At 55.8% G+C, this 26,462-nt stretch carries 22 protein-coding genes and 1 pseudogene; 8 read left to right on the forward strand and 15 right to left on the reverse strand.

The genetic code is table 11. The features are described 5' to 3' along the window. Window positions 1-258 precede the first annotated feature (258 nt). Window positions 259-777, reverse strand: coding sequence for a tyrosine-type recombinase/integrase (locus tag IVB01_RS21575; protein WP_247494844.1), 519 nt, complete (start codon window positions 775-777; stop codon window positions 259-261). Window positions 778-1,045: 268 nt separating this feature from the next. Here IVB01_RS21575 and IVB01_RS21580 point away from each other — a divergent pair. After that, a pseudogene (locus tag IVB01_RS21580) lies at window positions 1,046-1,999 on the forward strand (IS481 family transposase). 1,483 nt (window positions 2,000-3,482) lie between these two features. After that, window positions 3,483-4,352: a phosphatase PAP2 family protein gene (locus IVB01_RS21585; RefSeq protein WP_247494845.1), complete on the forward strand. Its 870-nt coding sequence runs from the start codon at window positions 3,483-3,485 to the stop codon at window positions 4,350-4,352. Between the two features lie 254 nt (window positions 4,353-4,606). Here IVB01_RS21585 and IVB01_RS21590 read toward each other — a convergent pair whose 3' ends face one another. The 8 genes from IVB01_RS21590 to IVB01_RS21625 form a co-directional block, all read right to left on the reverse strand. After that, complete coding sequence (locus tag IVB01_RS21590; protein WP_247494846.1) at window positions 4,607-5,644, reverse strand: glycosyltransferase family 2 protein; 1,038 nt, start codon at window positions 5,642-5,644, stop codon at window positions 4,607-4,609. Continuing rightward, window positions 5,634-6,842, reverse strand: a complete 1,209-nt coding sequence (locus IVB01_RS21595; protein ID WP_247494847.1) for a glycosyltransferase family 4 protein — start codon at window positions 6,840-6,842, stop codon at window positions 5,634-5,636. The genes IVB01_RS21590 and IVB01_RS21595 overlap by 11 nt, the downstream gene beginning before the upstream one ends. Further along, window positions 6,806-7,621 carry an FkbM family methyltransferase gene (locus IVB01_RS21600; protein WP_247494848.1) on the reverse strand — a complete coding sequence of 272 codons (816 nt, stop codon included), beginning with the start codon at window positions 7,619-7,621 and terminating at the stop codon, window positions 6,806-6,808. The genes IVB01_RS21595 and IVB01_RS21600 overlap by 37 nt, the downstream gene beginning before the upstream one ends. 64 nt (window positions 7,622-7,685) lie before the next feature. Continuing rightward, window positions 7,686-8,621, reverse strand: coding sequence for a class I SAM-dependent methyltransferase (locus IVB01_RS21605; RefSeq protein ID WP_247494849.1), 936 nt, complete (start codon window positions 8,619-8,621; stop codon window positions 7,686-7,688). A 114-nt stretch (window positions 8,622-8,735) separates the two neighbouring features. Continuing rightward, window positions 8,736-9,491, reverse strand: coding sequence for a class I SAM-dependent methyltransferase (locus IVB01_RS21610; protein WP_247494850.1), 756 nt, complete (start codon window positions 9,489-9,491; stop codon window positions 8,736-8,738). Window positions 9,492-9,596: 105 nt separating this feature from the next. Then, window positions 9,597-10,565, reverse strand: a complete 969-nt coding sequence (locus tag IVB01_RS21615; RefSeq protein ID WP_247494851.1) for a class I SAM-dependent methyltransferase — start codon at window positions 10,563-10,565, stop codon at window positions 9,597-9,599. Between the two features lie 111 nt (window positions 10,566-10,676). Continuing rightward, a complete protein-coding gene (locus IVB01_RS21620) occupies window positions 10,677-11,735 on the reverse strand; it encodes a hypothetical protein (protein ID WP_247494852.1) in 1,059 nt (352 codons plus the stop codon). Then, entirely contained in the window at window positions 11,732-12,526 is a 795-nt protein-coding gene (locus IVB01_RS21625; RefSeq protein ID WP_247494853.1) for a hypothetical protein, read from the reverse strand. The genes IVB01_RS21620 and IVB01_RS21625 overlap by 4 nt, the downstream gene beginning before the upstream one ends. Before the next feature lie 171 nt (window positions 12,527-12,697). On the opposite strand from IVB01_RS21625, the gene IVB01_RS21630 reads away from it, so the two are divergent. Continuing rightward, on the forward strand, window positions 12,698-14,053 hold the full coding sequence (locus IVB01_RS21630; RefSeq protein WP_247494854.1) for a hypothetical protein: 1,356 nt from the start codon (window positions 12,698-12,700) through the stop codon (window positions 14,051-14,053). Between the two features lie 284 nt (window positions 14,054-14,337). Further along, entirely contained in the window at window positions 14,338-15,174 is an 837-nt protein-coding gene (locus tag IVB01_RS21635; protein WP_247494855.1) for a hypothetical protein, read from the forward strand. Between the two features lie 382 nt (window positions 15,175-15,556). Here IVB01_RS21635 and IVB01_RS21640 read toward each other — a convergent pair whose 3' ends face one another. Further along, the gene (locus IVB01_RS21640) at window positions 15,557-16,240 is read right to left on the reverse strand and encodes a hypothetical protein (protein WP_247494856.1); all 684 of its coding nucleotides are present in this window, start codon (window positions 16,238-16,240) and stop codon (window positions 15,557-15,559) included. A 503-nt stretch (window positions 16,241-16,743) separates the two neighbouring features. Here IVB01_RS21640 and IVB01_RS21645 point away from each other — a divergent pair. Together IVB01_RS21645 and IVB01_RS21650 are read left to right on the forward strand one after the other, a co-directional pair. Continuing rightward, the gene (locus IVB01_RS21645; RefSeq protein ID WP_247494857.1) at window positions 16,744-17,601 is read left to right on the forward strand and encodes a 2OG-Fe(II) oxygenase; all 858 of its coding nucleotides are present in this window, start codon (window positions 16,744-16,746) and stop codon (window positions 17,599-17,601) included. A gap of 138 nt (window positions 17,602-17,739) precedes the next feature. After that, window positions 17,740-18,612, forward strand: a complete 873-nt coding sequence (locus IVB01_RS21650; protein ID WP_247494858.1) for an FkbM family methyltransferase — start codon at window positions 17,740-17,742, stop codon at window positions 18,610-18,612. A gap of 239 nt (window positions 18,613-18,851) precedes the next feature. On the opposite strand, the gene IVB01_RS21655 is transcribed toward IVB01_RS21650, so the two are convergent. From IVB01_RS21655 to IVB01_RS21675, 5 genes are all read right to left on the reverse strand, one after another. Further along, on the reverse strand, window positions 18,852-19,949 hold the full coding sequence (locus tag IVB01_RS21655; RefSeq protein ID WP_247494859.1) for a glycosyltransferase family A protein: 1,098 nt from the start codon (window positions 19,947-19,949) through the stop codon (window positions 18,852-18,854). 53 nt (window positions 19,950-20,002) lie between these two features. Continuing rightward, a complete protein-coding gene (locus IVB01_RS21660) occupies window positions 20,003-21,163 on the reverse strand; it encodes a hypothetical protein (RefSeq protein ID WP_247494860.1) in 1,161 nt (386 codons plus the stop codon). A 39-nt stretch (window positions 21,164-21,202) separates the two neighbouring features. Continuing rightward, window positions 21,203-22,681 carry a lipopolysaccharide biosynthesis protein gene (locus IVB01_RS21665; RefSeq protein ID WP_247494861.1) on the reverse strand — a complete coding sequence of 493 codons (1,479 nt, stop codon included), beginning with the start codon at window positions 22,679-22,681 and terminating at the stop codon, window positions 21,203-21,205. 64 nt (window positions 22,682-22,745) lie between these two features. Continuing rightward, on the reverse strand, window positions 22,746-23,399 hold the full coding sequence (locus tag IVB01_RS21670) for a PIG-L deacetylase family protein (RefSeq protein WP_247494862.1): 654 nt from the start codon (window positions 23,397-23,399) through the stop codon (window positions 22,746-22,748). Next, the gene (locus IVB01_RS21675) at window positions 23,396-24,193 is read right to left on the reverse strand and encodes a sugar phosphate nucleotidyltransferase (protein ID WP_247298796.1); all 798 of its coding nucleotides are present in this window, start codon (window positions 24,191-24,193) and stop codon (window positions 23,396-23,398) included. Before IVB01_RS21675 ends, IVB01_RS21670 begins: the two co-directional genes overlap by 4 nt. A 197-nt stretch (window positions 24,194-24,390) precedes the next feature. Here IVB01_RS21675 and rfbC point away from each other — a divergent pair, with 197 nt between their 5' ends. Next, window positions 24,391-25,011 (forward strand): dTDP-4-dehydrorhamnose 3,5-epimerase, encoded by a 621-nt coding sequence (rfbC, locus tag IVB01_RS21680; protein ID WP_247494863.1) that lies wholly within the window; start codon window positions 24,391-24,393, stop codon window positions 25,009-25,011. A gap of 57 nt (window positions 25,012-25,068) precedes the next feature. Beyond that, on the forward strand, window positions 25,069-26,412 hold the full coding sequence (locus tag IVB01_RS21685) for an NAD(P)-dependent oxidoreductase (protein WP_247494864.1): 1,344 nt from the start codon (window positions 25,069-25,071) through the stop codon (window positions 26,410-26,412). Window positions 26,413-26,462: the final 50 nt, after the last annotated feature.

Here is a 26,462-nt window from a genome sequence, read left to right on the forward strand (position 1 = left end):
TCGGCTTGCAATATTGCCCCCCGTATTGCCGCATCTGCGAATGTTACCCTGATGGCGCCATTGCCGATGACGATCCGATGTCGATTGATCGGCCGTGCCAGATGGCTTTCCCGGCTTGCTCGACGAGAGGGGCTGTGGGCGGGTCGGGCCCTACATAGCCCGAGCCGTCCATAACCCCGGGCAATGGGGCAGCGGTCGTGGCGTCACGGAGCGGGCCCTGGGCGACCAACGGTTCGGCAGCCCTCCGTCTGAGCGCCCTCAGCAGACGTTGCACATCGAATGCTGTCTCTCTCCGAACTCCTCGGGGTATTTCTCGCTCAGCCGGCCGACAATTGCGAGCGCCGTCAGCTGCGGCTGCTCTGCGAGCCAGGCTTCGATCGCAGCAATATGCGGGTCGAGCTTGGATGGCATGCGAACTCTGGTTTTATAGGGCCGACGAGTTCGCCGGTGCGTGGCACGCGGCTCGCCGACCGTCACCGTCTTGCCGAGCGTCTTCGCGAACGTCGTCGCGGTCGCTGGCAGGGTGCTCGTGTGAGCGGGTCGCAGGCCGCGCGCCTGTCCGGCAGGACGACTTTGGGCGGCCATTGCGCAGATATGCACGATGGCCGCGCCAACGTCTGGCGGTATCGGCATCCGTGCACGCTGTCGGCCCTTGGCGCGAACGAGCATCTCGCTGGCGCGCCAGTCGATATCATCGAGGGCGAGCGTCGCGACCTCGTCGGCCCGCAGGCCGAGCTTGGCCAGCAACAACAGAATGGCGTAGTCGCGCCGTCCCATCACCGTCTTTCGGTCGCAACCGTCGAGAGAGCCTTCCGCGCCTGAGCGGCAGGCAGATAAGTAGACAGATTTGCAAGCTTCCACCGTCGCATCGATCGAACTCAATCCGCCAACGGGCGCGCGTTCAGCCCCCGATGGTGGAGGTAACGGAGAAAGGCGCGCAACGACCGGCACATCGCGCTAGGTGTGGTCTGTCAGGAGGTTGTCCATCTGGTCTGAACCGAGGAAGCTGAGGTTCCGAAGCTTCAGTGTTCCAAGGAGAGACCAGATGAACGTGCACAAGAATGCGCCTTTGACGCCCAAAGGTCGAGAGGCGATGGTTCGAAGCGTGGTGGAAGGCGGGTTGAGCTAGGCCGCCGCGGCTGACCTGTTCAACACGACGCCGAAGACGGTCGCCAAGTGGGTCAAGCGGTTCCGCGCAGATGGTGTGGCGGGGTTGCGTGATCGCTCCTCAAGGCCCGTTTCATCGCCGAGCCAAACTCCGCCAGCCACATGCACGGCCATCGAGACCTTGCGCCGGCAGCGCCACACCGGCAGGCAGATCGCAGCCGAAGTCGAGGTGTCACCGGCCACCGTCAGCCGTGTTCTTCGCCGTTTGAGCTTGAACCGGATAGGGGATCTGGAGCCGGCCGAGCCGGACCGCCGCTATGAGCGCGAGAACCCGGGCGAGATCATTCACATCCACATCAAAAAGCTCAGGCGTTTCGAGCGCGTCGGCCACCGCATCACCGGCGATCGGAGTGGTCCAAACAAGAGCCGGGGCCCAGCTGGGATCGTCCACGTCTGCATTGACGACCATTCCCGCGTTGCCTTCTCTGAGATCAAGTCCGACGAGACGGCCGACAGCGCCGTTCCGTTTCTCAAGGCAGCTGTGGCTTATTACAAAAGCCTCGGCGTCACCGTCACTCGCGTCATGACCGACAATGGCAGTTGCTACCAGTCCTTTGCCTTCCGCGACGCTTGCCGGGACCTCGGCATCAAGCACATCCGTACCAAGCCCTACACGCCGCGAACAAACGGGAAGGCCGAGCGCTTCATTCAGACCGCGCTTCGGGAATGGGCTTACGCTCAGGCCTATCCCACGTCAGATCGGCGTGCCCAAAGCTGCCGATCTGACTGCACCAATACAAACTGGCACCGACCCCACGGTGGTATAAACTCTCAAACGCCAATCAGCAGGCTCGGGTTGACCGAGGACAACCTCTTGAGGCTCCACAGCTAGGCCGCGCTCTGATCCCAGGTAGGCATCGAACTCCTTGAAGATCCGTTCATGCGGGGTGAGAGGCGGCAGGACCAACGGCGCGATCGCGCCCTTCCTCGCGCCGCACCGAGAGCCATCGCTTGAGCGCGGCCCGCTCACCGTGTTGGATAGACTGCCCCCGCCTCGATGTCCGGAGGTACCGCTCAACGACCTGCTCATCGAGATCGACCAGCTCATAGCGACGGCCTGCGATCCAACTCAGGAGCCCGCCAACCACGAGCCAACGCCACGCGCCGTGCCGAACGAGCCTCTCTTCGACGAGACGAGCGGCATAGCGCTCGACGAGCTGTCCGTGCAGCCCGCCTCTGAGACGCCGGTACAGCCGGCTTCTGCCCAAGTACTCTTCAACTTCCATCTTCCTGTTCTCCGCTGTTGAAAGCGGAGGCACAGAACGAACTATGCCGAACCGACCAAACGCCAGTCAGCGAGAAATCTGGGGAAAACGACACGACCCGGCATAGTTCGGCCGGCGGCATAAACGGCGCTCGGCCGCGCTGTTGTCGAACTCGATGCCGCATCTTCGGTGAAGCGCGTCAGACCGTTCCGGCGGCGTCGGCCAGCTTGCTGTTTTGGCTGATCAACGCGTGCTCTGCACGGAGCCAGCCCTCCAGGTTTTCTCAAGCGGCCGGCTCTTCTGTTGCCGAGCGAACAGTGCTCTTCGGCGCTGCGGCCGCCGATGCCCTTTTCGACGGGTTTGAGCGCTTCGCCGACAACGGGAGCAGGACCGCTGTGGCAAGTTCGTAGAAGTTACCCCCGCGTGCGCCACTAACGGAGCGCTAGTTGAAAGACACAGGCGAGGCCCGGCGGATCGGCCTAGCTCCATGGCCGGTCGTCCGCCGCCTAGGTCCAGAGCTGACCAGTCTTGAGGTGCCCCACGGCGGCTCGAACACCGGCATCATCGCCTCGTCGGCGGATAGCTTGGGCCGCCGCCAATGCTTGAAAAGGAGGCGCTCATACAACGGACGGGGTTGAAGCTGCCTGCCTCGGTCTGCCTACGCTGGGCCGAGCTCAGTGGGCACAATTCGCGCCTGCCGGTAGAGCGGCAGGCGGACGCGGAGACCAGGATCTAGGCGACGGTCGACTCGGTCGGCCCCCTTTCGATCGGCCTAGCCGGCGCCGGTGCCTGCATTGGGGCTGTCTTGGCGATCACGCTCCGAACGATACCTCCTAAAAGAGCGAGTGCCGCGTCTCCCTCGTTGGGGTGGGCAGTTAACCACTTCTCCGCCGACATCTAGCAATTTGGGGACTGCCTTATGGGCGGGCGACGACTGGTTAACGGAGCCCGCTGGGATAGCCGGGTGGATAGCAGGTTCGGTGGTGCCGCTCCAAGCCATCTGAAGCCATCGTAGCCGCGGGCCCGTCGTTAGATTTAATTATAATAATATCTTCCAATTTATTTATCTAACGGATTAATATAATCTTGGAATAGATGGAGCTTATACGCATGAAACGGCAGCTCGCGAAGAACGAGACGAGCTCATCTGTGATCTCGATCGTGCCCACGGAGGGCGCGCGCTCCTGCTGGGATAAACTGTCGAGAAGCACATTGTCCGCACCAGTGATTGCGCTCGTCGCTGCAATCCTCGGATTGCAGCTTTTTGCGGCAAGGTTCAGCGAGACGGTAGGCGGCGCATGGGATCGGGACCTCCTTCTCAGGCTCAACTCGTTCGCTGCAACTGACTCGCTATACGTGTGGGAACTTGCCAACAATTCCTTGTTCAGGGGATTTCCGATATTCTTCTCAATACTCGCGTTGTGGTTCGCTGGCGATGACCGGGAACGGCGGAGCCGGATGCTCACAGGATTTGTTGCGGTTTGCCTTGCGACCGTTCTTTCCGTCTGGACGCAATTTCATTTTGCCACTCACATTCGTCCGCTTCTGGACCCAGCGCTTCCTTTGAATGTAGCTGATCCACGATGGAGCTTGGATTGGGACCGCAGAGACTCGTTCCCCAGCGACACATCGACACTATTCTTTGCACTAGCCACACTGATCCTCATAGAAAATCGATTGGTCGGACTACTTTGCTTTCTCTGGGTCGCTGTCATTATCGCAGTGCCGCGGGTCATCTTCGGATGGCACTATCCGAGTGACGTAGCCGGCTCCCTGGTGTTAGGACCGGCATGCGTCTTACTCTTCTACGCAACTCCATATCCGCGAGCGCTATTCGAGCGCATGCTGATCCGACTTCGGGATCACATGTATATTGTCCATGCACTTCTGTTCATCTTCCTGAGTGACGCGTCCATGTTGTTCGTTAGTTTACAGAAACTCGGAAAAGATCTTGTGCGGCTGTTGGGCTGGCCGCACTAGTGTGGAGATTCGACAGTTTGTTCGCAGTCATATCGAGTCTGCTGATCGGTACCCTCGGGCCAATACGACTGCGGCCTCAAGGAAACCAGCGGCGCTGGCCTTTCTCTCATCTTGCATAGCCCGGCTGGAGCGATCTGCGAGACGTTAAGCATGAACGACCCCTCACAGCTGATGCCGCGCGCGATCCCTGTTCGGTCGGGATTCCCAGAGGTACGATGGCCGACGCTTCAGAAAACAGTGGTACACAAGAGCGCCTAGCCAAACACGTGCAATCGCAGGGAAGCGTCCGGCTTTCCAGTCTTGCCCAGCACTCCGTCTATCAGTCCCCTGACCGTGATCTTCGCGGCGGTTGGAGACCCCATGGCGACGTATCTGGTCGCGTACAACAAGCCGAAAGCAAAATGGAGGCCCCATCGCCATCCTGCCTCCCGGCGAGCGTAGACAATGCTATTGCGAGCAGACAGATACACCGACAAGTAGGAGCGTTTCCTCGGATCTACGGCAGAGCCGATAGCCGTGCCCCCGATGTGCCGTACGATCGCTCTTTCTGCAAAGCCGATCCGATGCTTGCCACGGCGACGCCCCCAGTCCAGATCCTCCATGTAGAGGAAGTAGTCTTCCGTCATCAGACCGACCTCTTCAACGAAGTCGCGCGTGACCAGAACGCAAGCACCGCTGATCGCGTCAATCTCAGACATCTGTTCGTGCGACGGAGCACTCCCCGCCGGAGCGTTCCGACCAACTGCTACGACACGACCCGTCGTGGAAGACCAATGAAGACCGTAGTTGATAATCTTATCCGGCACGTGATCGAACACCAAGGTCGCACCAACCATACCAAATCCTGCGGCACCCTTCGCCATTAGTTCAGACAAGCAATGACTGTCCACTTCGGTGTCGGGATTGAGGACGAGCACCGCATCCCAACCCGGGCTTTCAAGGAATTGCTCGAGCCAAGCGTTAACACCACCGCCATAGCCCAGATTATCCACCGCAAGTCCAAGCCGAACGATATTTGTCCTGCTCGGAAATTGACATTTTTCGACGACGGCTAGTCTTCCTCTCGCTTGATCTAGAAGATCCGAGCCGCCGTGCAGTTGCCGGAGCGTTCGCTCCGGACCGGCAACTACCGCCATCAACCGCTGGAACGCTTCCTTCCCACCGTTCTCACAGACGAAGACCTCGAAATCCTTCCAATCAGAATGCACCAACGACTTCAGACAGCGATCAACATCATCGGGATTGCGATAGGAGACGATGAGCACCGCAAGTTTGGCGCGATCAGTTGCCATAGCCTAGGCGCCTTATCATTTGCTCGCGGCGCCTACTAGCGACCGCGGTCCACGTAAAACGCTGCGCATGTTCAAGCGCAGCAATCGACATCCGTTGTCGAAGTTCAGTATCCTCAGCCAGCCGACGAATAGCCGCAATCCAACCAACTGCATCATACGGACCCAGCACAAGGCCCTCACGTTCATTTCGGACAATGCGTCCCGCGCCCATGCTGGTCGTTATGACCGGTAGACCGCAAGCGCACGCCTCGTAGGTGACTTGAGGTCCGCCCTCCTCCAAGGAAGGGAAAACGAAGATGTCCGCCGATCGATAAAGCGACCCGATATCCTCGACATAGTCAAGCACCGTCACGTCGTCCCGTGCGAGCAAGTCGCTGTATCTTTCCTTGATGACCGGCTCCATTCGTCCAGCCAGCACCAACCTCCCCGTCACCCCGCTTTTCGCCCAATAATCGAGGATCAAATGGGCTCCTTTTCGTATGCCAATGATCCCGACGAAGACCGCAGTCAAACCATGGTTCGAGGGAAGAAGCCGATTCTTTCCCGAAAGGCGAACTGGGTCCCAGCCGTATGCTGCTTCTAAACATTTGGTTTTCGACACACCATTCTCGAGCAACGAACTTTCGACCGGTTCATTCGGGCAGAATATGTAATCCACGGCCTCAAGATCTTTGGTCTCGCGATCAACTGCCGCGTCGGTAATCCCATGCATCGGCGCCAGACCAATCCTGCCGTACGCTCGGTCGAGAATTGTCTTGGCGGTCTTGGTATGGCAATTGAACTGCTCTCGAAACACCGTGACGTCACGTCGTTTCAATTCCTGGAGCAACTCCATGCTTGCGCTGGGCCAGAGATAGGCAGCCAACTTGCGCGATCGACAGCGATCCAGATATGAGAGGAACGCAGCCTCCATGCTTCGGCTCGCGCTGTTCTTCACCCAGCCATATGGGAAGTACCGCTTCCACACGGGCAAGGCCTCGATCACCTCCACCAGGGGCAGAGGACATCGGCTGCGCGGAGTGACGATCGTCACGCCAAAATTCTGATCGACCATCGCCTCTGCGAGGGAGCCGCAGGTGTACCCCACTCCTTTGCCTGTAAGCGGCAATGGCATCAAAACGCCCATCGAGAAACTCAATGCAACCTCTGTAGTCTGACCGTCTAGATCGGGTACCATCCCCGGCGCATAGTTTTCCAAAATGCAGACATCCCGCGCCTAGCTCGATTGGATGCTTTCACGTGTGCCTCTGTCAGGTACCAAGTGAAGGTTACGGATAGCGGTGCGGTTCCCGACCTAAAGCATCCCCTATCGTAGACATAAGGGCGATAGCCGAGATCAGACAGGAATTTAGTCACCGCCGGCGAGGCAAACGCACACATCAATGCAGGTCTCTGCTGTTGTAACGTTCCTTGCGCGCCCTTTAGGATATCCAGTTCCGCCCCCTGGGCATGAAGCTTGATGAGAGCCGGAGCCAGGCCGAGAGAATCGAGAGCTTTGCACGTGACCCGGTGCTCCCGGACCGTTAGCTTCTTTGCGTCAAAACGGTACATCCTGCCTGGATTCTTCAACCACTCGGTCGCCGCCCCGTAGGAAGTCGCAGCCATTCCGTCGCACTCCCATCGACCGTATCTTGGAAGAAAGAAATCAATTGCTCCGGGACTGCAGCCAAGCGCGCAATCGAAAACGGTCACAGCGTCATCTCGACGATGACGAAACGCGAGCCGCTTCGCCGACCTCGGCTCGGGCTCAAAGGCCACGATGTGGGAATTCGGTGCGAGCTTCTTGAACGCCGCCGTGCTTTGGCCTCGGTTCGCGCCCACGTCCACAATCAAGCCGCTTCCGATCTTGAGCAGTTTGACCCCAAGAAACTCCCGCTTGAAAAAATACGGCGCGACAACGTCCTTGACAGCAAACCTCATCGCCGCAACGCCGGGGACGTTGGCATAAAAATAGCGAGCCACCGCCTTCAAGTTCATATTGCTAGATCACTATGCTTCGAGAATGGAAACAAGAACCGGAGCAATGCCTCTGTGCTCCGAATCAGAGTTGACGCGCGCCCGATGTTTTCTTCACGATGACCATAAAGCCGGACCTGCCCTGCAGGATCCTGCACGTGTACTGTTGGGGAAGAATTGCCGAGACGAGTTGCCAGACCGGTACGCTCTTTTCAGCTACATCCTCGACGACAAACCAGCCGTTGCACTTGAGCTTCTTTAACGCAAAGATCAGCGTGGCAATGTTCGCGCTGGGTGAATGGAGGCCATCATCGATAATTAGATCCAGCGCCTCTGGCAGGACAGCCGCAAGCTCGTCGAGCGATCTCAAGCTCGTCTGATCAACGAAATACGTTCTTATACGATCTTCCTCGAAAAGGACCCTGCGGTCGACGTCCGCGCCGAAGATCTCGGAATTCGGAAGGAAATCGCGAAAGGCACGCAGCGACGCACCAGGCCGGCCAAACTTCCCCATTGACGAGACGACGTCAGGGTTATTGGAGCCGAGGCCGATCTCGAGAATCCTCAGATGATTCCGACGCAAGGCGCCGAGAATTTCGCAATAGACGAGATAGTAGTTGTGACTGGACGCTTTATCACTGCCATATGCATTGAACAGTCCGGCCAGTTCAATTGCTTGGCTGTTCGGAACGTCTGCGGAGCAAAACGATTCCAGGGGCCTCGCTTGTACGGGGCGGCTACCCTGCTGTGCCAGCAATTCGCAAATCAAGGGAAATGCTGTCTGGGCCGAAAGCATCGTGAGATCGGCCTTGGCCTTCGGAGAGCCGCTAGAGTTCGGAGCAAATAACGCCAGCTGGTTCACGAGTTCGTGGTTAGTGATGAAGCCTCCCAGTAATCTCTCGTGCGCCTGCCTCGCAGACGTCGTAAGGCCAACGACGAGCTCACTGCGCTTCAAGAGGCTCTTGACGAATTCGATGGTAGGAGAGCGCCTGACGTAAAAGGAGCCGCTAGCCTCAGACATGATGCAGTCTCCGTATTGATGGTTATGTACAAAACACTCACCTGGCGCGGCCCGTCAGGCCAAGTGCTGAGTTCTCCAGCAGTGTTTGGCAGCGAGCAAGTTCATCGGTTCGTCTCACTTGGCAGTCGTCCACTTAACCGGCCGTTGACGAACTTCACCCTCAGTCGGTTCTCCAAGCATGATGTACTGCTTCGCCAAATGGTGTCGCAAGAGGCCCAACGAAAGACGATTGAGTGTCTTTGACTTATAGCCCTGCATTCCGGAAATCAGACCCTTGGAGACGTTCAGGCCCGCGGCGTTCATGAGCCCGATCGCCGTATCCTCCACAAAGAACCTGAGATGTGTGCGGTCCAGAATGCCCGCATCCTGATAGTCAAACTGGCGCTTGAACAGAAGCGGAATCGCAACACTGAGATGCGCGACATTTGGTACGGACACCACGACATGACCACCAGGCTCGAGCAGTCCTCGAACCTTCTGCAGAACAGTTCTCGAGTCGACAAGATGCTCGAGGATGTCGAGCAACAGTATAAGATCATATTTCTTGAGGCGAGGTAGGCATTCATCAATGCTGCCCAAGATCGCCACATCCGCATTGCGGGCCAGTTCCTCTGCGACCGCGTCATTTATCTCGACGCCTGTCGTCACTGCGGCGGGGTAGATCGTCCTGATCCAGCGCAACGTCTGCCCGGAGGCAGCCCCAATCTCGAGGACGTTGGTTGCGGTCTTCGGCAGCAACGGCCGTATCTCGTGACGTACATGATGAAAGTAGCAGTTCATGTTTGCTTCTGGAGCCACGGCGTGTTGCTTCTTCAGATCGCTCAGCAGAGGAGCACGGGGGCCTTCAACCGCATGTTCGAGACTCCGCATCTTCCAAACCCTTCCAGTTGCCGTGTTCATCCAAAGCGGCCCAACCTTCGCCCGGAGAACTCCGGCTGGTGGCCCAGTGCGTAACGCCTCTGCCTGCCCGGCCAATCAATGCAGTTGCGTTGCCCGTTCAGCCTGATTCATCTCGCTCCTTGAGGGCGGTTTCGGCAATGCCGCATCCGCTATCATTCTCGCAAAGTCGGCCAGGTCCACGGAATCCGGATCAATGACAACATGATCGGCCCGGTATTTGCGCCGGGCCTGAGACGATTTGAAGTGATACGAGAGGCTTCGAAAAAGGAATGGACTTATGAACTCATGAAGCATGCTCTTCCACCTCGGAATACTCCGTCTATCCCAGGCGGCCCAGCTTCCGGTAGCGAAGCTCGTCCACGTCGCATCGTAGTCTGACTGTTGCACGCGCAAGTCGGAAACGCTGCGGACCTTTCTCGAGAATACCATCATCACCGTCTGCTCCTCAAAGGGGATCTGATTCCTGCGGTTGAGCGCCACTGGCGGCTTAATCAGATGCCACTTCATCGGGCGGGATGGCTTGATCAGGAAGACAGCGGTATCTTCGAAGCCATTTCGTTTACTGAAAAGACTGTAGAAGAATTCGGGCGAGTACTGGTAAAGGCCGTGCGCAGGAAAGCCGTTTGCATTCGTCGCTATAAGGACGTGTCCGCCCGGCCTGACCAGGTTCACTATATTGTCGACCGCCTGCGCGACATCAAAGATGTGTTCGATCGAGCCGAAGTCGAGGAACGTATCGAACTTTTCGTGCATATCGCTCGGTATCGGAAGATTGAAATCATGTATAACCGATGCACCTTCAAAAGCTGAGGCGTCGATCGAGACGATGTTTTGGGCACCAAGCTTGCGAAGGAGGGGCTCGCAGTAGAGCCCAACTGCAATCGACTGGTCGTACGCGAGGTTTGAACTCTTCTGAACCGCATGAAATTCCTGCTTCCAGAAATGAATCTCATGTCTTCCGAGAGTGACCGTATTCCGAAAATCGAATCCATAGACTCGGTTTGCGAAGCTGAGCGCACGGAGGCCCGTCAGATCGATGCCCACAACTCTCTCCCTCTGGACGCCGGACCATGACGTGGCCCCTCTTGCGAGGTCACGTCGTTATCGCGGCCCACTGCCAATTCTCAATTTCCAAATCGGTGCATTCGGCCGACATCATCGTGCCGGACTCCAAGCTTTGATAAAGCCGGACCGAGCATAGTAGACGCGTCTACGTGCGCCTCGAACCATTCGGAGACCTTCACGCGCAAGCGAGGATGAAATCGAAGATGGCACGGCGACCGGACCCTGAGGCTCGAGCCATTCACGGATTTGTGGATGTCCGGGTACGAGCGTCTCGAGAAGCTTGTTCCAGAGCTTCGGCTCCATGGAATCGTGAAAGTGAAGTACACTTACTCCCGTTATCTTTGCCCCGTCATAGTTTCTCGGCAGATAGCTACATAGGGGGAAGTTGCTTGAATCCGGGAGTGGCTGCCAAGCCAGCCCAAGCCGGATCACCGTCAAACCCAGCACGACTTGATCCATGAAGTGCACTTGCGAGTGTGTTCTAGCCACTTGCCGATCAAGAAACGTCTTGAAGTCGGCGAGAAATTCTCTGCCGAACCGCGTGCTGCGCCGATATACATAGAGGCCCGCATTCCAGTAGAACCTAATCCGGTGTCCATCGCCCGTCCGGAGCCATGGAAGATCGTCAGCAACTCTTCCGATGAGTGCAGCGGAGCGTTCCCAGAATGGATCATTTGGATCGGTTACCCCCCTTGACCCGATCACCCCGGCATCCGGAGCGCTCGCAAGAAAATCGACCCCAGGGGGAAGTTCAAGGCCGTTGGGCTCGCGCAAGAACAGGATATCACTGTCGATCCACGCAATCGCCTCTGTCGTGACCCTGCTCTCGACGGCGGCAATCGCCTCCGCCTTATTCATATAGTGGTGCCAGACATACGGATTATCGGGAAAGACGCGCAGATGCTTAATCCCAAGCTCCTCCATTCGGCGATGCGTCTCTCGCGTGAGAGCCGGAGTAAATCGAGGCGTGACGGCAATAACTTCCAGGTTTGCAAAGCGGCCGCCGAAACGTCGGAGGCTGTCCACCATCCGCAGGGTAAGCGGCTCCAGCATCCCCGACTCGATGCAGACGACAACCGTTATTGAAGGCGGTGTACGGGCAGCCTTGTTGTCCTGCGCCTGAACGGCACTATCCAAAAGATCGCTCAAATGGCATCCTCACTTGCTTTCACAAATCCGAGTTCTCTGGCTTTCAATTCAGGGTGTTCAAACCTCGGATGCAACGTAGACGACCGCAGGATGCGCTTGTATCTCAATCGCATGCGACGAAGCAGTAACGGAAAAGGATTGCGGGTCAGCCGAACGATCACCGTTGGCCATGGTAGTACTGCCTTCCACTTCCGGACCATGAAGCGGTAGGCGGCGACGTAAGTGCGGTCGAGACAAACCGTCGCCTTGCTGTTGTGAATGACTGGCAGATTGATCACATAGGATTTCTTGCCCGCTTTTTGTGCTTCAAGTACAATATCTGTTCCATAGAGGTGGAATGACGGCAACGCGGGGTCGAACAGGGCGCCCGAAGCTCGGCGCACGATCAAGACGGCTTCATCGAGACTCGCCACGTTGCGGGGTGGGTCAAATGGGCCGCCGCAGACGATGCCAAGTCCGGAATCCCACATGTGTCCAAACCATTCCCCTTCGGGTGTCATGCCGGAGAGACCAGCGACGGCCCAAGAGGGGTCGGTCAAGCGCAATTTCTCGCAAATGACCTCCAGGCGCGAAAACCAGCCCTCCGGAAAGTAGACGTCCTGGTGGCTGAACACGACGATGTCTGCCGTAGCGGTGGTGATCGCATCGTGATAGGCCGCAGATGCGGCCGTTGCGCCCCAGACTATCGAAACCTGAATGCGGCCATCCGCGATCTCTGGGGATCGTTGCAGATTACGGGCAAGAACCCTTCGCTCATTGGCGACACAGAATACCTGTACTGAGCACATCATTCCGTTCCTTTAATTAAAAGCTCCGAGACCGCTTTGGATGCGGCGTACCACGGTCGCCTCTGACGTTAAACTGGCTAAAAATATTTTAATTTACAAGCACTATTAAATAGTATATTTAATTCCAAATCAATTGATTTTGCCAAAGATCTCGCAGTCGGTTGGGAGTTCGGATTGTCGATACAGGGCCTTGGTAGGGGCGGAATTGCACGCCGCCCAGCGGCTCACCTGCCAGCGGAGTCGAATCGTTTAGTGGCGTGGCTCGTATTAATCGGGATCACCCTGCCTTCTAACATGACAGTGTTCATCGGGGGCGCAAAGTTCATTCCGGCCCGAATCGTAATATGTTTGCTCCTCATTCCTGGTTTGGTTGTGCTGTTTCGAAAACGGCGGATGGGCGCACCTGATCTGTTTGTTTTCGCAGCATCGGCTTGGATGCTCGGGGCGATAGCTCAGACGGATGAGTCATGGTCTTCCGCAGGCGCCGTAGTACTCGAGTTCGCCGGCGGCTACATATTAGCGCGCGCATATTTCTTTGAGCGCCCGCAACTGGAGACATTCGTTCAGGTTCTCAAGCCCGTCACCTTCGCAATCATAGCGCTGGCGATCCTCGAACACCTCACTAAGCACAACATCGCCGCAGCACTTTTGGGCATGCCTAGCACAGGCCACGAATATCGGTACGGCTTGCTGCGAGCGTCCTCAACATTTCCTCATCCCATCCTATATGGCACGTTCTGCACCGTTGCAGGTGCCATCTTTGTATATTCGGAAAGCAGCTCGCCTGGCCGCATTCTGTATGGCGGGCTATGTCTGTTTGGATGTCTACTTGCGATGTCGACCGCGCCGCTGATGGCGTTCGCGATCGTGATAGCTGTTTATTATTACGACCGAGTCATGTCCGCATACCACTGGCGGTGGCAGCTCATGCTGGCAGGCATGGCCGCCTTCCTCGTCATTGTATTTGCCGTAGCTAACAAACCAGTTTCGTGGCTGGTTGCAAATATGACGCTCGACCCTGCTACCGGATACTTTCGTGTGGCTACATGGGAAAGTGCCTTCTACTATATCAATCTCTCTCCCTATCTTGGATACGGCTTCACCAGTTACGCCCCAAGCGAGGATTTCTTCGCCAATGCCTCAGTCGACGCCGTTTGGCTGACGCTGTCGCTTCGCTTTGGTGTTCCATTGGTCATGCTTATATCTCTGGCGAATATAGCTTCATTTTACCGCTCTGGCCCTACCGCCGGTATCCGACGTTCCTACGAAGCTTACATGAACAATGTCCGAACCGGATTTACTCTGGCGCTTGCGATGCTCATGTTCGTGGGCTTCACGGTTCACTATTGGAATAACATTTGGATCTTTTGGGGATTGTGCATCGGAATTCGGGCATCACTTCAAGAGGAATATTTTAAGGCAAATGAGAGCCTCGGACGAAAGAGCGGTGGCCTTCTCGCCCAGACAGCTCCGAGATTTCCTCAAATGGCAAGTCATCCTTCGCAAGGAACCGAAGGGTTCCTATCGTGACCACCCAATATTTCGGTTCACTCTTCGGAGCAGTGCTAGCTTCGTGGATAGTGCCTAGTCACGCACAGATTCAACACAGTCCCGTCGAGGATAAGCGCGATGCGGGAGGCCCTGGCGTTGTTCATAAGGCTGACAATGTAGGTCAAGCGGCTGACAAATATGCCTCAAATGACGGCTCCACGAAGGCCCCCCTTTGTACGGTTCAGCAGCCATATCTACTGAATGGATACAAGCTTCGCCCCCAATGGAGGGTGGCGGGTGTGGATTATTGTGTCGGTTATCCAATGAATACGCTCCTTAAGGATCCAGCGGCGATCTCGACGGCAGAGGTATCCGTGGATGTGGCGCACAAGAGCATCACGGTGAATGGTCCGAATGTCACGCTGGATGGTTACGATTTCAGCGGCTGGTCCTTTGTGACAACGGCAGCGAACACCAGACTGATCAACTCGAACTTCAATGGTACGAATCCAGGGGGTGCGCAAAGCAGCGTCATTTCCGGCACTCCATCATCCTCGAACCTGTACGTAGGCTACTCTACCATTGATGGCCTAAGCGGAGGTGGGCACGCCGAGTTCTTGATCGAAATGGAGGGGCCCGGCCTCACGATCGAATATTCCTGGCTGAAGAATTCCAACTCCGACATCGTCGGCCGCCACGGTCGGGATGGCGGCGACATCACGATTCAATTCAACCTGCTGCAACAGGCCGGCATGGGCGGCCCGAAAACCCACGGCGACTATCTCCAAGTTTATGGGCCAACCGTTAACGCGACCAACATCCTTCACAACACAGCGGTTCAGCAGGGCGGCATTACCCAGGGGTTCATCGCCGACAATACGAACTACGGCGAGTTGGCCGGCAACACCCTAATCGGCACTGTCAGCTGTTGGATGTCCGTATCCGGTCCAGGCACTGATCCTGCCAACCTGACCGGTATGTTCAACACGCACGACAATTATTTTGATGTGACCAAAGCATTTGGCTTCAACTATCCTGCGGTTGGGCCGAACGACCGTTACCCCAAGACCGTGTTTACGCACAATGTGAACATGGTGACCGGCAGGATAGAGCAAGATTCTCCTCGCCTGAAGGTGACGCCGTCGCGCTCGCGCCCGTGACCATTTGAGATACGTTCTTTGAGCCTCTTGTGCAACCGCGCCAGCACCGACAGTAGCCACTCAAACGCCCGCCCCTCCTATAAGATCCTGGTCGCGACCAGATAAAAAAACCCCCTGAGCCGCAATTGGGTTGATACCAGCACGACCGATGCAGAATTTAGGTAGCGGCATACTTCCCATCGGCCGCAGGACTTCCCGATTCAACTGAATCTGGTGGCGCTTAAGACGTTGACGGCGGAGAACAGCAAGCTTGCATCGGGCGCGCCAGCCCTGGTAGCGTCAGAGTGCAACCATGGGATGGCAGACGAAATGCTGTCTTCTGATCCACCGCTCGATTGCGTTAACTTGCCGCGTGCAAGAACGCTTGTCACGTCTCTCTCTCTCACCTCGCGGTGGCGAGCGGCAGCTCCTGAGTTTCCTCTGAAACGAATCTGCAATAATCCGGACTCTCAAAATCGTGATAGATGTATATCTGATGGTGCCAAGTCTCTGGGTACGGCATGTTCGTGAGGTGCGTCGTCTTGCATATCTTCTGGCTGTCATGCCCGGAGTTGAACTCGTTGATGGCGAGCAGTGGACCGGTATACTCGCTGAAGAGAGCCACATCGTCTCCTATGATATCATCGAAGTATATAAATGCCCGAGGAAGCAGATTTGGGCGGTGCAATTCGAACAATCTAATTGCGTCCCTAGTAGACGAATAATAGTCCAGATCCAAAATGATCGCGCCAATGGGCGCTGGATGGTAGCTCCGCACAAAATGAGGGAGGCTTTCAGCGATGTTGCCGATTACCAGTTGCGAGCACGTTAGCTTCGCACTGAGCTTATCGACGTCCATCGCATAAAAGCCTTGCTTCCACTGATGTGGCAAGTCTCGATAATCATGGGGCGGAGGAAGTCCTTGCCCAGTGTCGAATCCGAAGATCTGTATTTCCATACCCGTGAGCTTACTCACCTCTGCGGCATGCATCTCCAGATTGACCAGTCCATTGCCCCCAGCAACACCGAATTCGAGCACGCTCACACTGTTATGACCGAGCTTCTTAGCCAGTTTGGCAGCGTGCATGACGCAGTACCCGTAGTGCGGTCGATCAATCGCACTATACTCTATGCGACTTTCATACGAGAAAAGGTTGAATCTTCTTGATAACTCCCTCGACAGCTTTGCCCGAATGGATCCCTTATGAAACGCCAGCTTCGTAATAACGGCGCGCATTGCCACGAGTCCCTTGATTAAATATCAGTGATGATTTATTGGAGCGCCCGCTGGCTGGATCGCCAGGAGATCCTCTTTCGAAAGCGTGGTGGTCCATACTTGGACAATGGCAGTCGCTCCAATGCTTTCAAATAATATATATTAAAAATATTGCGAAAGCATCCATGATGCGACTTATTCATTTGGATGTGGCTCGAGAGGCCTATATTTTTCGGATCAGCCAATCTTAAGCAGAATCCGCGCCGAGGTAACAGCTCCAATTTACATTTAAGTTTACCGATGATAATTTAATGTATTAACGGTGAAATTTTCTGCATCCTGTACGCTTGGGCATCATTGATGGAGGAAAGCCTATGGTTGACCCCGCCCGACAGTTGGCGTCCGATACTGAAGAGCATTTCGGCGTCAGGTCGTTTCTTCCACTCGAGAAAATGAATCGGCACGCCGAAACATGGGCCGATCAATATCGCACAAATCGGCCTTTTCCACACATCGGCATCGATGATTTTTTTGATCAAGGCATCATCTCGAGGCTAATAGCGAGCTATCCAGGCGAGTTTGATGCATCCTGGAACCGGACATTTCTCGATGCCGGGGCTTATGAAGAGCAAAAGCTCGGTTTGGATCGGTTTGAGGATTTTCCACCTTACATTCAACAATTCATCAACGCACTGAATTCACGCCTGTTTCTCGGATTTCTTGAGCAACTGACGGGTGTGGAGGCCCTAATACCAGATCCGTATCTCCTAGGCGGCGGTCTACACATGATCCCCCGAGGGGGGCGTCTTGCCATCCACGCGGATTTCAATACTCACAAGAAGCTGAGACTCGATCGTCGGCTTAATCTGTTGCTGTATCTGAACTATGGCTGGCAGGAGGAGTGGGGCGGAGCACTCGAACTCTGGGATAGGGATGTCCGGACAAAAGAGAGGGCATATTTGCCGATCGCGAACCGCATCGTCGTCTTTTCAACGACCGACACAGCATATCACGGCCATCCTGATCCCCTGAGAAGTCCAAAGGGAAAGTATCGACGGTCGATTGCCTTATATTACTATACAAATGGTCGTCCGGAGGAAGAGAAGTCGGCCGATCATTCCACGATATTTAAGATGCGCCCGAATGAAGTCCGCCGGCGAAACGCACTGGATGCGGTGAAGCCGTTCGTTCCTCCAATTGTCTGGCAACTTCCTCGATTATTCAGGAAGTAAGGGTTATCGCCTGAAAACTTCTGATAATGCGCTTGCGTCGAGACCACGAGCGGACATCCGATCTGGTGGTCGCACAAGTGGAGCGGTGAACTGGCGGCGCAGCCAGTTGATTCAGTTTCACAGGGGTGATGTTCAAAAATGGATTTATTCACGCGATGCAACGGCCATATGTTTCGGGAGCCACTTGCGCATTGGTTAACGTTGGCTCAGAGGATCTACATCAGGCTTTGTACGCTTATCAAGAACGAGCGGACCTTCGAGACATTTTTTGGCAGCAAGATCCGAGATAGGATAGGCGACTTTGTGCCGAAGCGAATATTCTTCTTCGGATTTTGGGAGCCTAATCTAACCGGCTTTATGCTTCGAACAATTCAGAAGGACGATTGGGTAGTTGATGCCGGATCGAACATTGGATATTACACGCTGCTCATGTCCCACCTTGTAGGAAACAGCGGCAGGGTTGTCTCAATTGAGGCGGCACCTTCGGTCTTCCAGCGGCTGCAGCAGAACATTGCTCTAAACAGCTGCACCAATATCTGCACCTTTAATCTGGCACTTGCGGAGCAGCAGGGGCAGATCAAACTTTACGAGCCCAGGTTCGGTTACAAGAACAGCGGCACGTCAACGTTGCTCAAAAGCTGGGGTGGGCCCGACTATACAGTGGTTAACAGCAACACGCTTTTGGATGTGCTTGGAGCGGCCGCCAAAAGGATTTCGTTCATCAAGATCGATATCGAAGGCGCGGAAAGACCCATCCTGAACGAGATCATCGAGAACAGGGACCGATTTGCTAAGCCGCTTACCGTCGTCACTGAAATTGAGGATGAACATTTGGACGTCGTTGAGCATTTCCGCGCTGCTGGTTTTGAATGCTACTACTTATCAAATGACTACACCCTCGCAGGCTATTTGCGCGCCTTGCGAAGATCTACTGTCGAGCTTCCGGTCAAACTTGACATAACCAATTGCCGACCTCCCGGGGCGGAGTTGATATTTGTGTACGGCAAATAGCTAGCCGGCTAGATCGGCCCCGACCGTGCGAGCAGGCCTGCAAGATTGAACTTGAGGGGCATCGTGTCGAAGCGGAAAAATCGCTGCCTGCCAAGCCGCGGTGGATCAAGGTGAAGACTCCGGACTTATGAAGCTGGTCCAGGAAGGGCTGTGGCAATGTCGATGCCGCCCCGCTCACGCCCACGACTCTCCGGAATGTTACCCTAGGAAGCCAGAAGCTCAATGCGGTTAGTACGTCTTCACATGAGCTTGCGCTTGATATTGCGGAGCCAGCCGATCAGCGGTGCAGGAAGAAGCAGCCAGCCAATCAGTGTTGTCGCGCTGAATATGTCTCGCCCCCGCAGGCTGATAAAGTGCCGCCGCCAGTTCCATAATATCGGACGCAGCTCGCTTAGCTCGGCGCCACGCTTGCGATACGAAATAATAATGCCAACGGCCTCGCGCGCCAGAAAGCGGTTGGCCCGCAGTTGCAGCCCGCGGCGCCTTTGCTCATCCTTGATCCTCTCCTCGGCAGTGTGAGTGATGAGATCAACGAGCTTGTGAACGTCGTCTAGGTGGTTCTCGAGCGCAAGACGAGATGTCTGCGTGGCGTTGTGAAGAGAATAGCAGCCGCAGCATTCGTTGATGAAGCCTGCTTTGCCTTCCAAGAGCAATGGGAGATGTCTCGCAAGATCACTTGCGAACGGCCATCCTCCCGGGAATCCTCCCCAGACGCGCAGTGTCTCGGTACGAAGCATTGTGGTGCATCCCTGCACGGTTATTCGCCGCTCTAGATACTCGTCGAGGATGTCCACACCGTCCCAAATTCCGGTCTTGAGGTTTCGACTCGCCTGTGGCGGCAATGTGCGGCCTGAAGCGACGACCCGGGCTTCACCCAATGCCATCACGATCGGCACCTGGGGCTCTCCTCTGATCACAGCGATGCAGCGTTCCAGCAGCCATGGCGCTATTCTGTCGTCGTCCGGAACAAATACGATGTATTCGCCCCTTGCCTGTGCCACGCAAACGTTCCAGTTTTCTGTCGCACCTATGTTATTCGGTTGATGCACGACACGTAATCTTTCGTCCTTGAATTGACTCAGGACCAAAGCCGTTTCATCGGTCGACGCATTGTCCGATACCAGCACTTCGAACCGTGGATAGGATTGCGCTAGCGCCAGGCGAACACAGTCCTGCAACCACGCAGCGCGATTGAATGTCGGAATGGCAATGGTCACCAGAGGGTCGGTCCCGGGCGTGGGCGCGATACGATCGGGCCCCGGCATGATGTCTTTAACTCCCGACCGTCGCAGATTTGCAGGCTCGGCCGACTTCTCGATCTCACTTGAAGCTCGCATGCAGAACTCGAGAGCCTGCGCCGTCCCACTGGTCCGCGGTAAGCGACGATGGGTCAATGTTCCATCGCCTTGACTTTTCCGATATCAGAGCTCGCATGGGGCGACTCCCCACGCTTCAATCGCAATCTCTCCCTTGAGCAAGGATCAGTCGCGAGTCTCGGCGCGTCCGCGCCGTCAGAGATCCTTTCAAGCCACACTTCACGCCACCAGGAATAGATGCTTCTCGGACAGAACATTTTACAATTGCTGTACCGAGATCTGCACCACACGTCTTCCAAGATCACCGCCGGCGTCTTGAGTGATCTCATCTTGCCGGTTTTCTCGTCGATGAATTTCGTCACCTGCGTCTTGACCTTGTAGACGCCGCCGCAATACGGGACCAATTCTGCGTCGAACGCCATACCTCGGTTTATGTTCTCCGAGTCCACGGTCGCGAGAATTTCCTTGTAGGTCTTCACTCTCACCAATTCGCCCGGCTGGAGATTCAAGCTGACTGTGGGCGTCTCATGCCTATGCGGTATTGTTCCCTTCCATCTCGGAAAGGGAACGCCGCCCCGCAACTCCTGAAAGAAATCGTAAACCAGGCGGGAAACGTGACCCAACCGTGCTCTCTTTGCCAGCGCGAGATGCCAATATGCCAGGTATATGAATCCACGCGCGAGGCGCCCCAAACTGGCATTACCCGAGGTGTAGTCCTCTACATACTGTCTAGCGTCCCACCACCGAAGCAACGTCGTAAAGCGGGGCAATTCGGTTGCTTGGCACGAGTAGCGGATTTCTCCACCCGCGTCGCCATCAAGGACGCGTGTCCCCCGATCGATGTCTTCCTCTGTACACCGGCGTGCATCAGCGCAATGTTTGCTCCGTCCGTACTGACGTCCTGATGAACTCTCCGCCGGATTCGCGCTTCCGGTGACGGGCCTGAGCCACGCCTCCTTCCAGAAGATGAGGCACGCGGCTTGACAGCCACCATACGCCTCCCCATCGCAACGGAGATCAAGATGGATACCATTCGGGAGCCATCTACCGCCCGTATTTGTGACGGTGTCACAGGTCTTGTGCGAACGCTTGTAGACCTTGAATCGCTTGCCACAATACTTGAACATTTGCGGCATGAAAGGGAGCTCATCCAGGCGACCGTTCTTGTCGAGTGTGCTCAGAATCTCCTCCTTCGTTCGGACTTCCACCCAGTCGCCTGCTCGCAGCTTTGTCATCTTGTCCTCCAAACGCGGTGGCCGCGGTCCAATGCCAGGCTAGCCCGCTCGTTTTTCATGTGCCTTCATGGAAAGAGAGATTTGCAATTCCTTGAATAGACCGAAATAGAACGTCTTCTGTCCCATGAGAAACAGCAGCACGCAGGGATAGATCGCGGCGATAACACCGCCTCCAATCAGCAGCCTCCAGAAATGCGAATCCGACTTTCCGACACAGACTTGGACTCCGAGAGCCACTGCTGCCGCCGCCGCACCTGCGACCAATGGCCGGCCTGCTGCCAAAAGCAGATCTCGCGGAGAAATTAACGTCCCATGCAAACACCACAGAACGTGTGGGATAAGCCACAGTATCATCGCCGCGGAATAGGCGAACGCGACACCCGTCGGACCGTAAGGCAATCCGATGAGGTAGGCCGTGATAACCAGAGGAGCGATCACCAGGGCAACCTTCAGGCTTCGTGCTTGCAGTCCAGCAGAATACAGCAGCCATGCAAGGGGGTTGATTATACCGAATATTAGAATTGTCGGTGTCAACAAGCGGAAGATGACTGCCACATCTTCCCACTTCGGCCCGAGTACAACCCCGACGATGTCATCAACGAACACCGCACAGAACACCGTAATGGGCAGTGTCATTGACAGGACGAGAGAGTAACCCTTCAGGAAGTAGCTCTTCAGTCGAGACGGATCGTTCTGGAGCCGTGACAGTCCGGAAAACGCAACGCCCCCAATTGCTGCATTTAGTTCTGATGTCGGAAGGTTCACGAGCCGGTATCCCCGTTCATAGATTCCAAGGGCATCGGCGCCCCAGTATCGACCCAGGAGCAGCTTTTCGAAGTTATAGGCAACGTAAACGACAAGACTGTTCAGCGTAACTGTTCCGCCAAAGCCTAGCATGCCGCGGACACCAGCAGCCCGACGCGGCGGCCCCGGAACCCAACCCGTGGTTGCCCATACACAGACGGTATAGACCACAGTGGAAACCAGTGTCATTCCCAGGATGGCCCAATATCCCATGCCGGCAAACGCCATGCCGACTCCGGCAGCAAAGCTCACCACCTGCGACAGCAGTTCAATGATAGTCAAAGTCGTGTACCGTAGCTGACGCTGAAGCAGCGCTGAGTGCTGAACCGCTACCGCGCTCAGGAAAAACCCCATGCCCGCCACGATCGTCAGCCAGAACAGACGAGGTTCATGGTAGAATTCTACGAGAGCGGGCGCAGTGGCCGCACAAAGCAGCCCGAGCACCATTCCGACCAGCAAATTGACCCAGAACAATGTCGATATCTGTTCGTCGGTGATGGTGTCCTTCTGAACTGTGGCGGAAGACAATCCCGCCGTAGTGAAAAGCTGAAAGACTCCAGTAACGACGGTCGTCATCGCCACCAATCCGAAATCCTGCGGATCAAGCAAGCGCGCGAGGGCGGCCATGACACTAAGTCGAAGAGCGAAATTCGCCGCCTGACCGCCAAGCCGGACCACGCTGCCGCGAATTATCATCCCCTTGAGATTGTCCATTCCAATTCCTGTAGAAGAGAGTTCGGCAACGGCTCGCTTTTGGGCACGCTTCACCAACGCCCTGTCACGACAGTGCGAGTTTGTTCGCTACAAATGCTTCAGCGTACCTATCCGGCGCGCGGCATTCCATGCCCCGCAGCCGCGCTAAGCCCCGGAACACCTCCGGATCGAACCATTGTTTGGAACGCTGGCTGCCAAAGTGCGACATCAGCAGGTCGATCTTTCGTTGCAACGCTCCCGCTGAAACGGGCGCATACACATTCGGTCGACCGATGTCTCCATCCCATTTGGGAATCTCATACTCGAGAATGGAATGATCTCTGAATGTATTCCACGTTAAACGCGACACCTGACGGTGATCCTGATGGGCGTCGTCTCCGCGGTGCGTAAGGATCAGATCCGGCTCAACGCGTCGTTTCAACGCTTCGAACCACTTCTTGATCTCGTCACCCTGCTCTGGAAAGAAGCCGTCTCGAAAGGACATTGCTTCAATTTGAGAACGGGCTGCGTCGAACACGAATTCAGCCGCAGACGCCCTCGCCTCACTCTCACGTTCACCTGGCGCGCTAAGTACACACCAATGCACGTCAAGCCGAACGCCACGCGCCGTCAAATTCAGAATCGTCGCACCGGCACCTATTTCGATGTCATCCGAGTGCGCACCGAGACAAAGGATCGAGAGACGTTCTCCGGGCGCGGCAAGCTGAAACCCCTTCATGAAGCAGCCTGCGTGCGCACTTCCGGAACAACCTTCCAGGGCATTTCGCCGCGCTCAATCATCTCCTCGAGAACCTGCCGGTCTCGCAGCGTATCCATCGCGCGCCAGAAACCTTCGTACTTGTAGGCCATGAGTTTTCCGGCCTCGATCAGGCGATTGAATGGCTCGAGCACAAGCTCTTCGCCCTCGCGTATGTAGTCGAAGATCTCTCTCCGGAAGATGAAGTAGCCCCCATTGATCCAGATCTCGGCCTGCTGACTGGAGCGGAAACGCTTGACGGTGTCTCCGCCGTTGAATTCAGCAAGGTGAAAATTGAACGGGGGATGCACGGCAACAAAGCATCCAACCATTTCACTCTTCTTGAACCGCTCGACTATTTCCGGCAACGGCGCGTCGGTCAGACCATCGCTGTAGTTTGCGAGAAAGACCTCCTCGTTCTCTACGAGGGAGCGCACCGCCATCAAGCGCTGACCGATATTTCGCCAAATGCCGGTGTCAACTAACGAAACCTGCCAATCCGGTGGCTGCTCGCCGATAACCTCAACCTTCCTGCCGAAGTTGGAAACAACGCAATCGCTGTGGGCCCAGCGATCCGAGTTCAGGAAGTACTCCTTGATCACATTGGCTTTATAACCCAGGCACAATATGAAATCGCGGTGACCATATTGGCTGTAGTATTGCATAACATGCCACAGCATCGGGTGTTGGCCGACGGGCACCATGGGCTTCGGAATGCTTTCAGAATATTCTCGGATACGGGTCCCGAGCCCCCCACAGAACAGCACAACTTTCATGGCTAGCGCTTCCCATGTTTTTGCCGGCCGTTTCGGTCGCCACAGATCGCCAAGAGCGGGTCCTACAGGCCTCGATTTAAATAAAATAAAATCCACTATTGAATGTCGCATTTTATATAGCAGACTGAATTAATCAATATTTTTTTGAAAACTATTTTGAGATTCCGTTCTTAAGCATTATCATCGTTGACATTTCGATGCATTTGAATGCCGGCGCGGGCAGTTATGGAGGAATTGGGGTGATTATAACCGAGACCGCACTTAAAGGAGCCTACATTATCGATATTGAACGCCGCGAAGATTCCCGCGGCTTTTTTGGGCGAGCCTTTTGCCAGAGGGAATTTAGGACCCTCGGCCTCAATCCGGTCATCGCGCAGACCAATATCGCGTCAAATACCCGGCGGGGAACCTTGCGCGGTATGCACTTTCAGTTTCCGCCGGCATCGGAAACGAAACTGGTTCGTTGCACACGTGGCGCCATCCTCGACATTATAGTCGACCTGCGCCCTGAAAGCCCGACCTACCTGCAACATGTCGCCGTCGAACTGAACGAGAGCAGCCATCGGTCGCTCTATGTGCCGGAACGTTTTGCTCACGGTTATCAGACTCTCGTCGACAACACCGATACCAGTTACCAGGTGGGACAGTTCTATACCCCCGAGGCGGAGAGCGGGCTGATGTATAACGATTCTCGGCTCGGACTGACGTGGCCGCTTCCGGTTTCCGTGATCTCGGAGAAGGATCAGAACTTTCGGTTGCTTAACGAGGTCGAATCCGAACTGAAAGAGCGGATGGAACTCGCCGGCGTCGCGGGTTGACGCCGAAAGCACGTTGCTCGCGGCGCTTACCGATCCCTCCAATTGAAAGAATCTACGATGATACTCATCGACCACGCCCTAAAAGCCCGTCATGCGGCGGGAAAGCCAATCCGCGTCGGCCTTCTCGGCGCAGGCTTCATGGTTCAGGGGATTACCAATCAGATAAACAACAGTGTTCCTGGAATGCGGGTGGTTGCCGTACACAGCCGAAAGCCACAGCGTGGCCGTGACGTATTCAACTATTCCGGCCTAGCCGACGTGGTTTACGCGGACAGCCAAGGGCAGCTGGACAGAGCCATTGCCGCTGGCGTTCCGGCGGTCACCGAGGACGCGTTCCTCCTCGCCAGATCGGACCTGGTCGACGTGATCGTCGACGTAACCGGATCGGTTGAATTCGGCGCCCACGTCGCACTGGAGGCCTTCAAACACCAGAAAACCGTCGTGCTCATGAACGCGGAGATTGACGCGACTATCGGACCGATCTTGCAGGTCTATGCAAAGAGGTACGGCGGCTCCCTGTCTGCGTGCGATGGCGACGAACCGGGGGTGCAGATGAACCTGGTTCGATGGGTAAAGGGGCTCGGCTTGATCCCACGCGTTGTCGGCAACATCAAGGGACTTCAGGACCCGTATCGCAACCCCACCACACAGAAGGGATTTGCCGAGCAATGGGGCCAGAACCCAGCCATGGTCACCAGCTTCGCCGACGGGTCCAAGATCAGCTTCGAGCAAACGATCGTGGCCAATGCTACTGGCTTCAGGGTAAGATCACGTGGCATGTCGCGCGGGCTGGAATATCGCGGCGACGTCATGAAGATCGGCACACTCTATGACATAGACGAGGTCCGCGCCCTCGGCGGAATCATCGATTATCTCGTCGGCACACCTCTGACCAAGGTCTACGTGCTAGCCGAGCACACCGATCCAAAGCAGCAGAAGTATTTGAGCTTGTACAAAATGGGTGAAGGTCCCTTGTACGCATTCTTCACACCATATCACCTCGTTCATTTCGAAGTACCGAACTCGATTGCCCGTGCGTTTCTTTTCAACGATTTGGTCGCCCCTCCCATCGCGGGGCCTGTTGTCGAGGTCTGTGCCGTCGCCAAGCGTGATTTGGCGGCGGGCGAGGTCCTCGACGGCTATGGGATGTACATGACCTATGGCGAAGCCGTGAACTCCGAGGAAATGAGCCAAATGCAATACCTTCCCGAAGGTCTTGTAGAGGGTTGCAAGTTGCGGCACGCAGTAAAAAGGGATGCAGTCCTGACCTATGCGGATGTTGATCTGCCGCCCGGTCGCCTGGGCGACAAGCTGCGTGCAGAACAATACAAACACTTCAATGGACACACTTGGCTTGAGCAACGGATTACCCCGGATGCTTCATTCGCTCTCACGGCTTGAAAGGGCTGGATGATGACAACGTTGCCGAGCCATGTGACGCAGGCTTGCGT

The sequence above is a fragment of the Bradyrhizobium sp. 164 genome, assembly GCF_023073715.1.
In the GTDB taxonomy this organism is placed as follows: Bacteria; Pseudomonadota; Alphaproteobacteria; order Rhizobiales; family Xanthobacteraceae; genus Bradyrhizobium.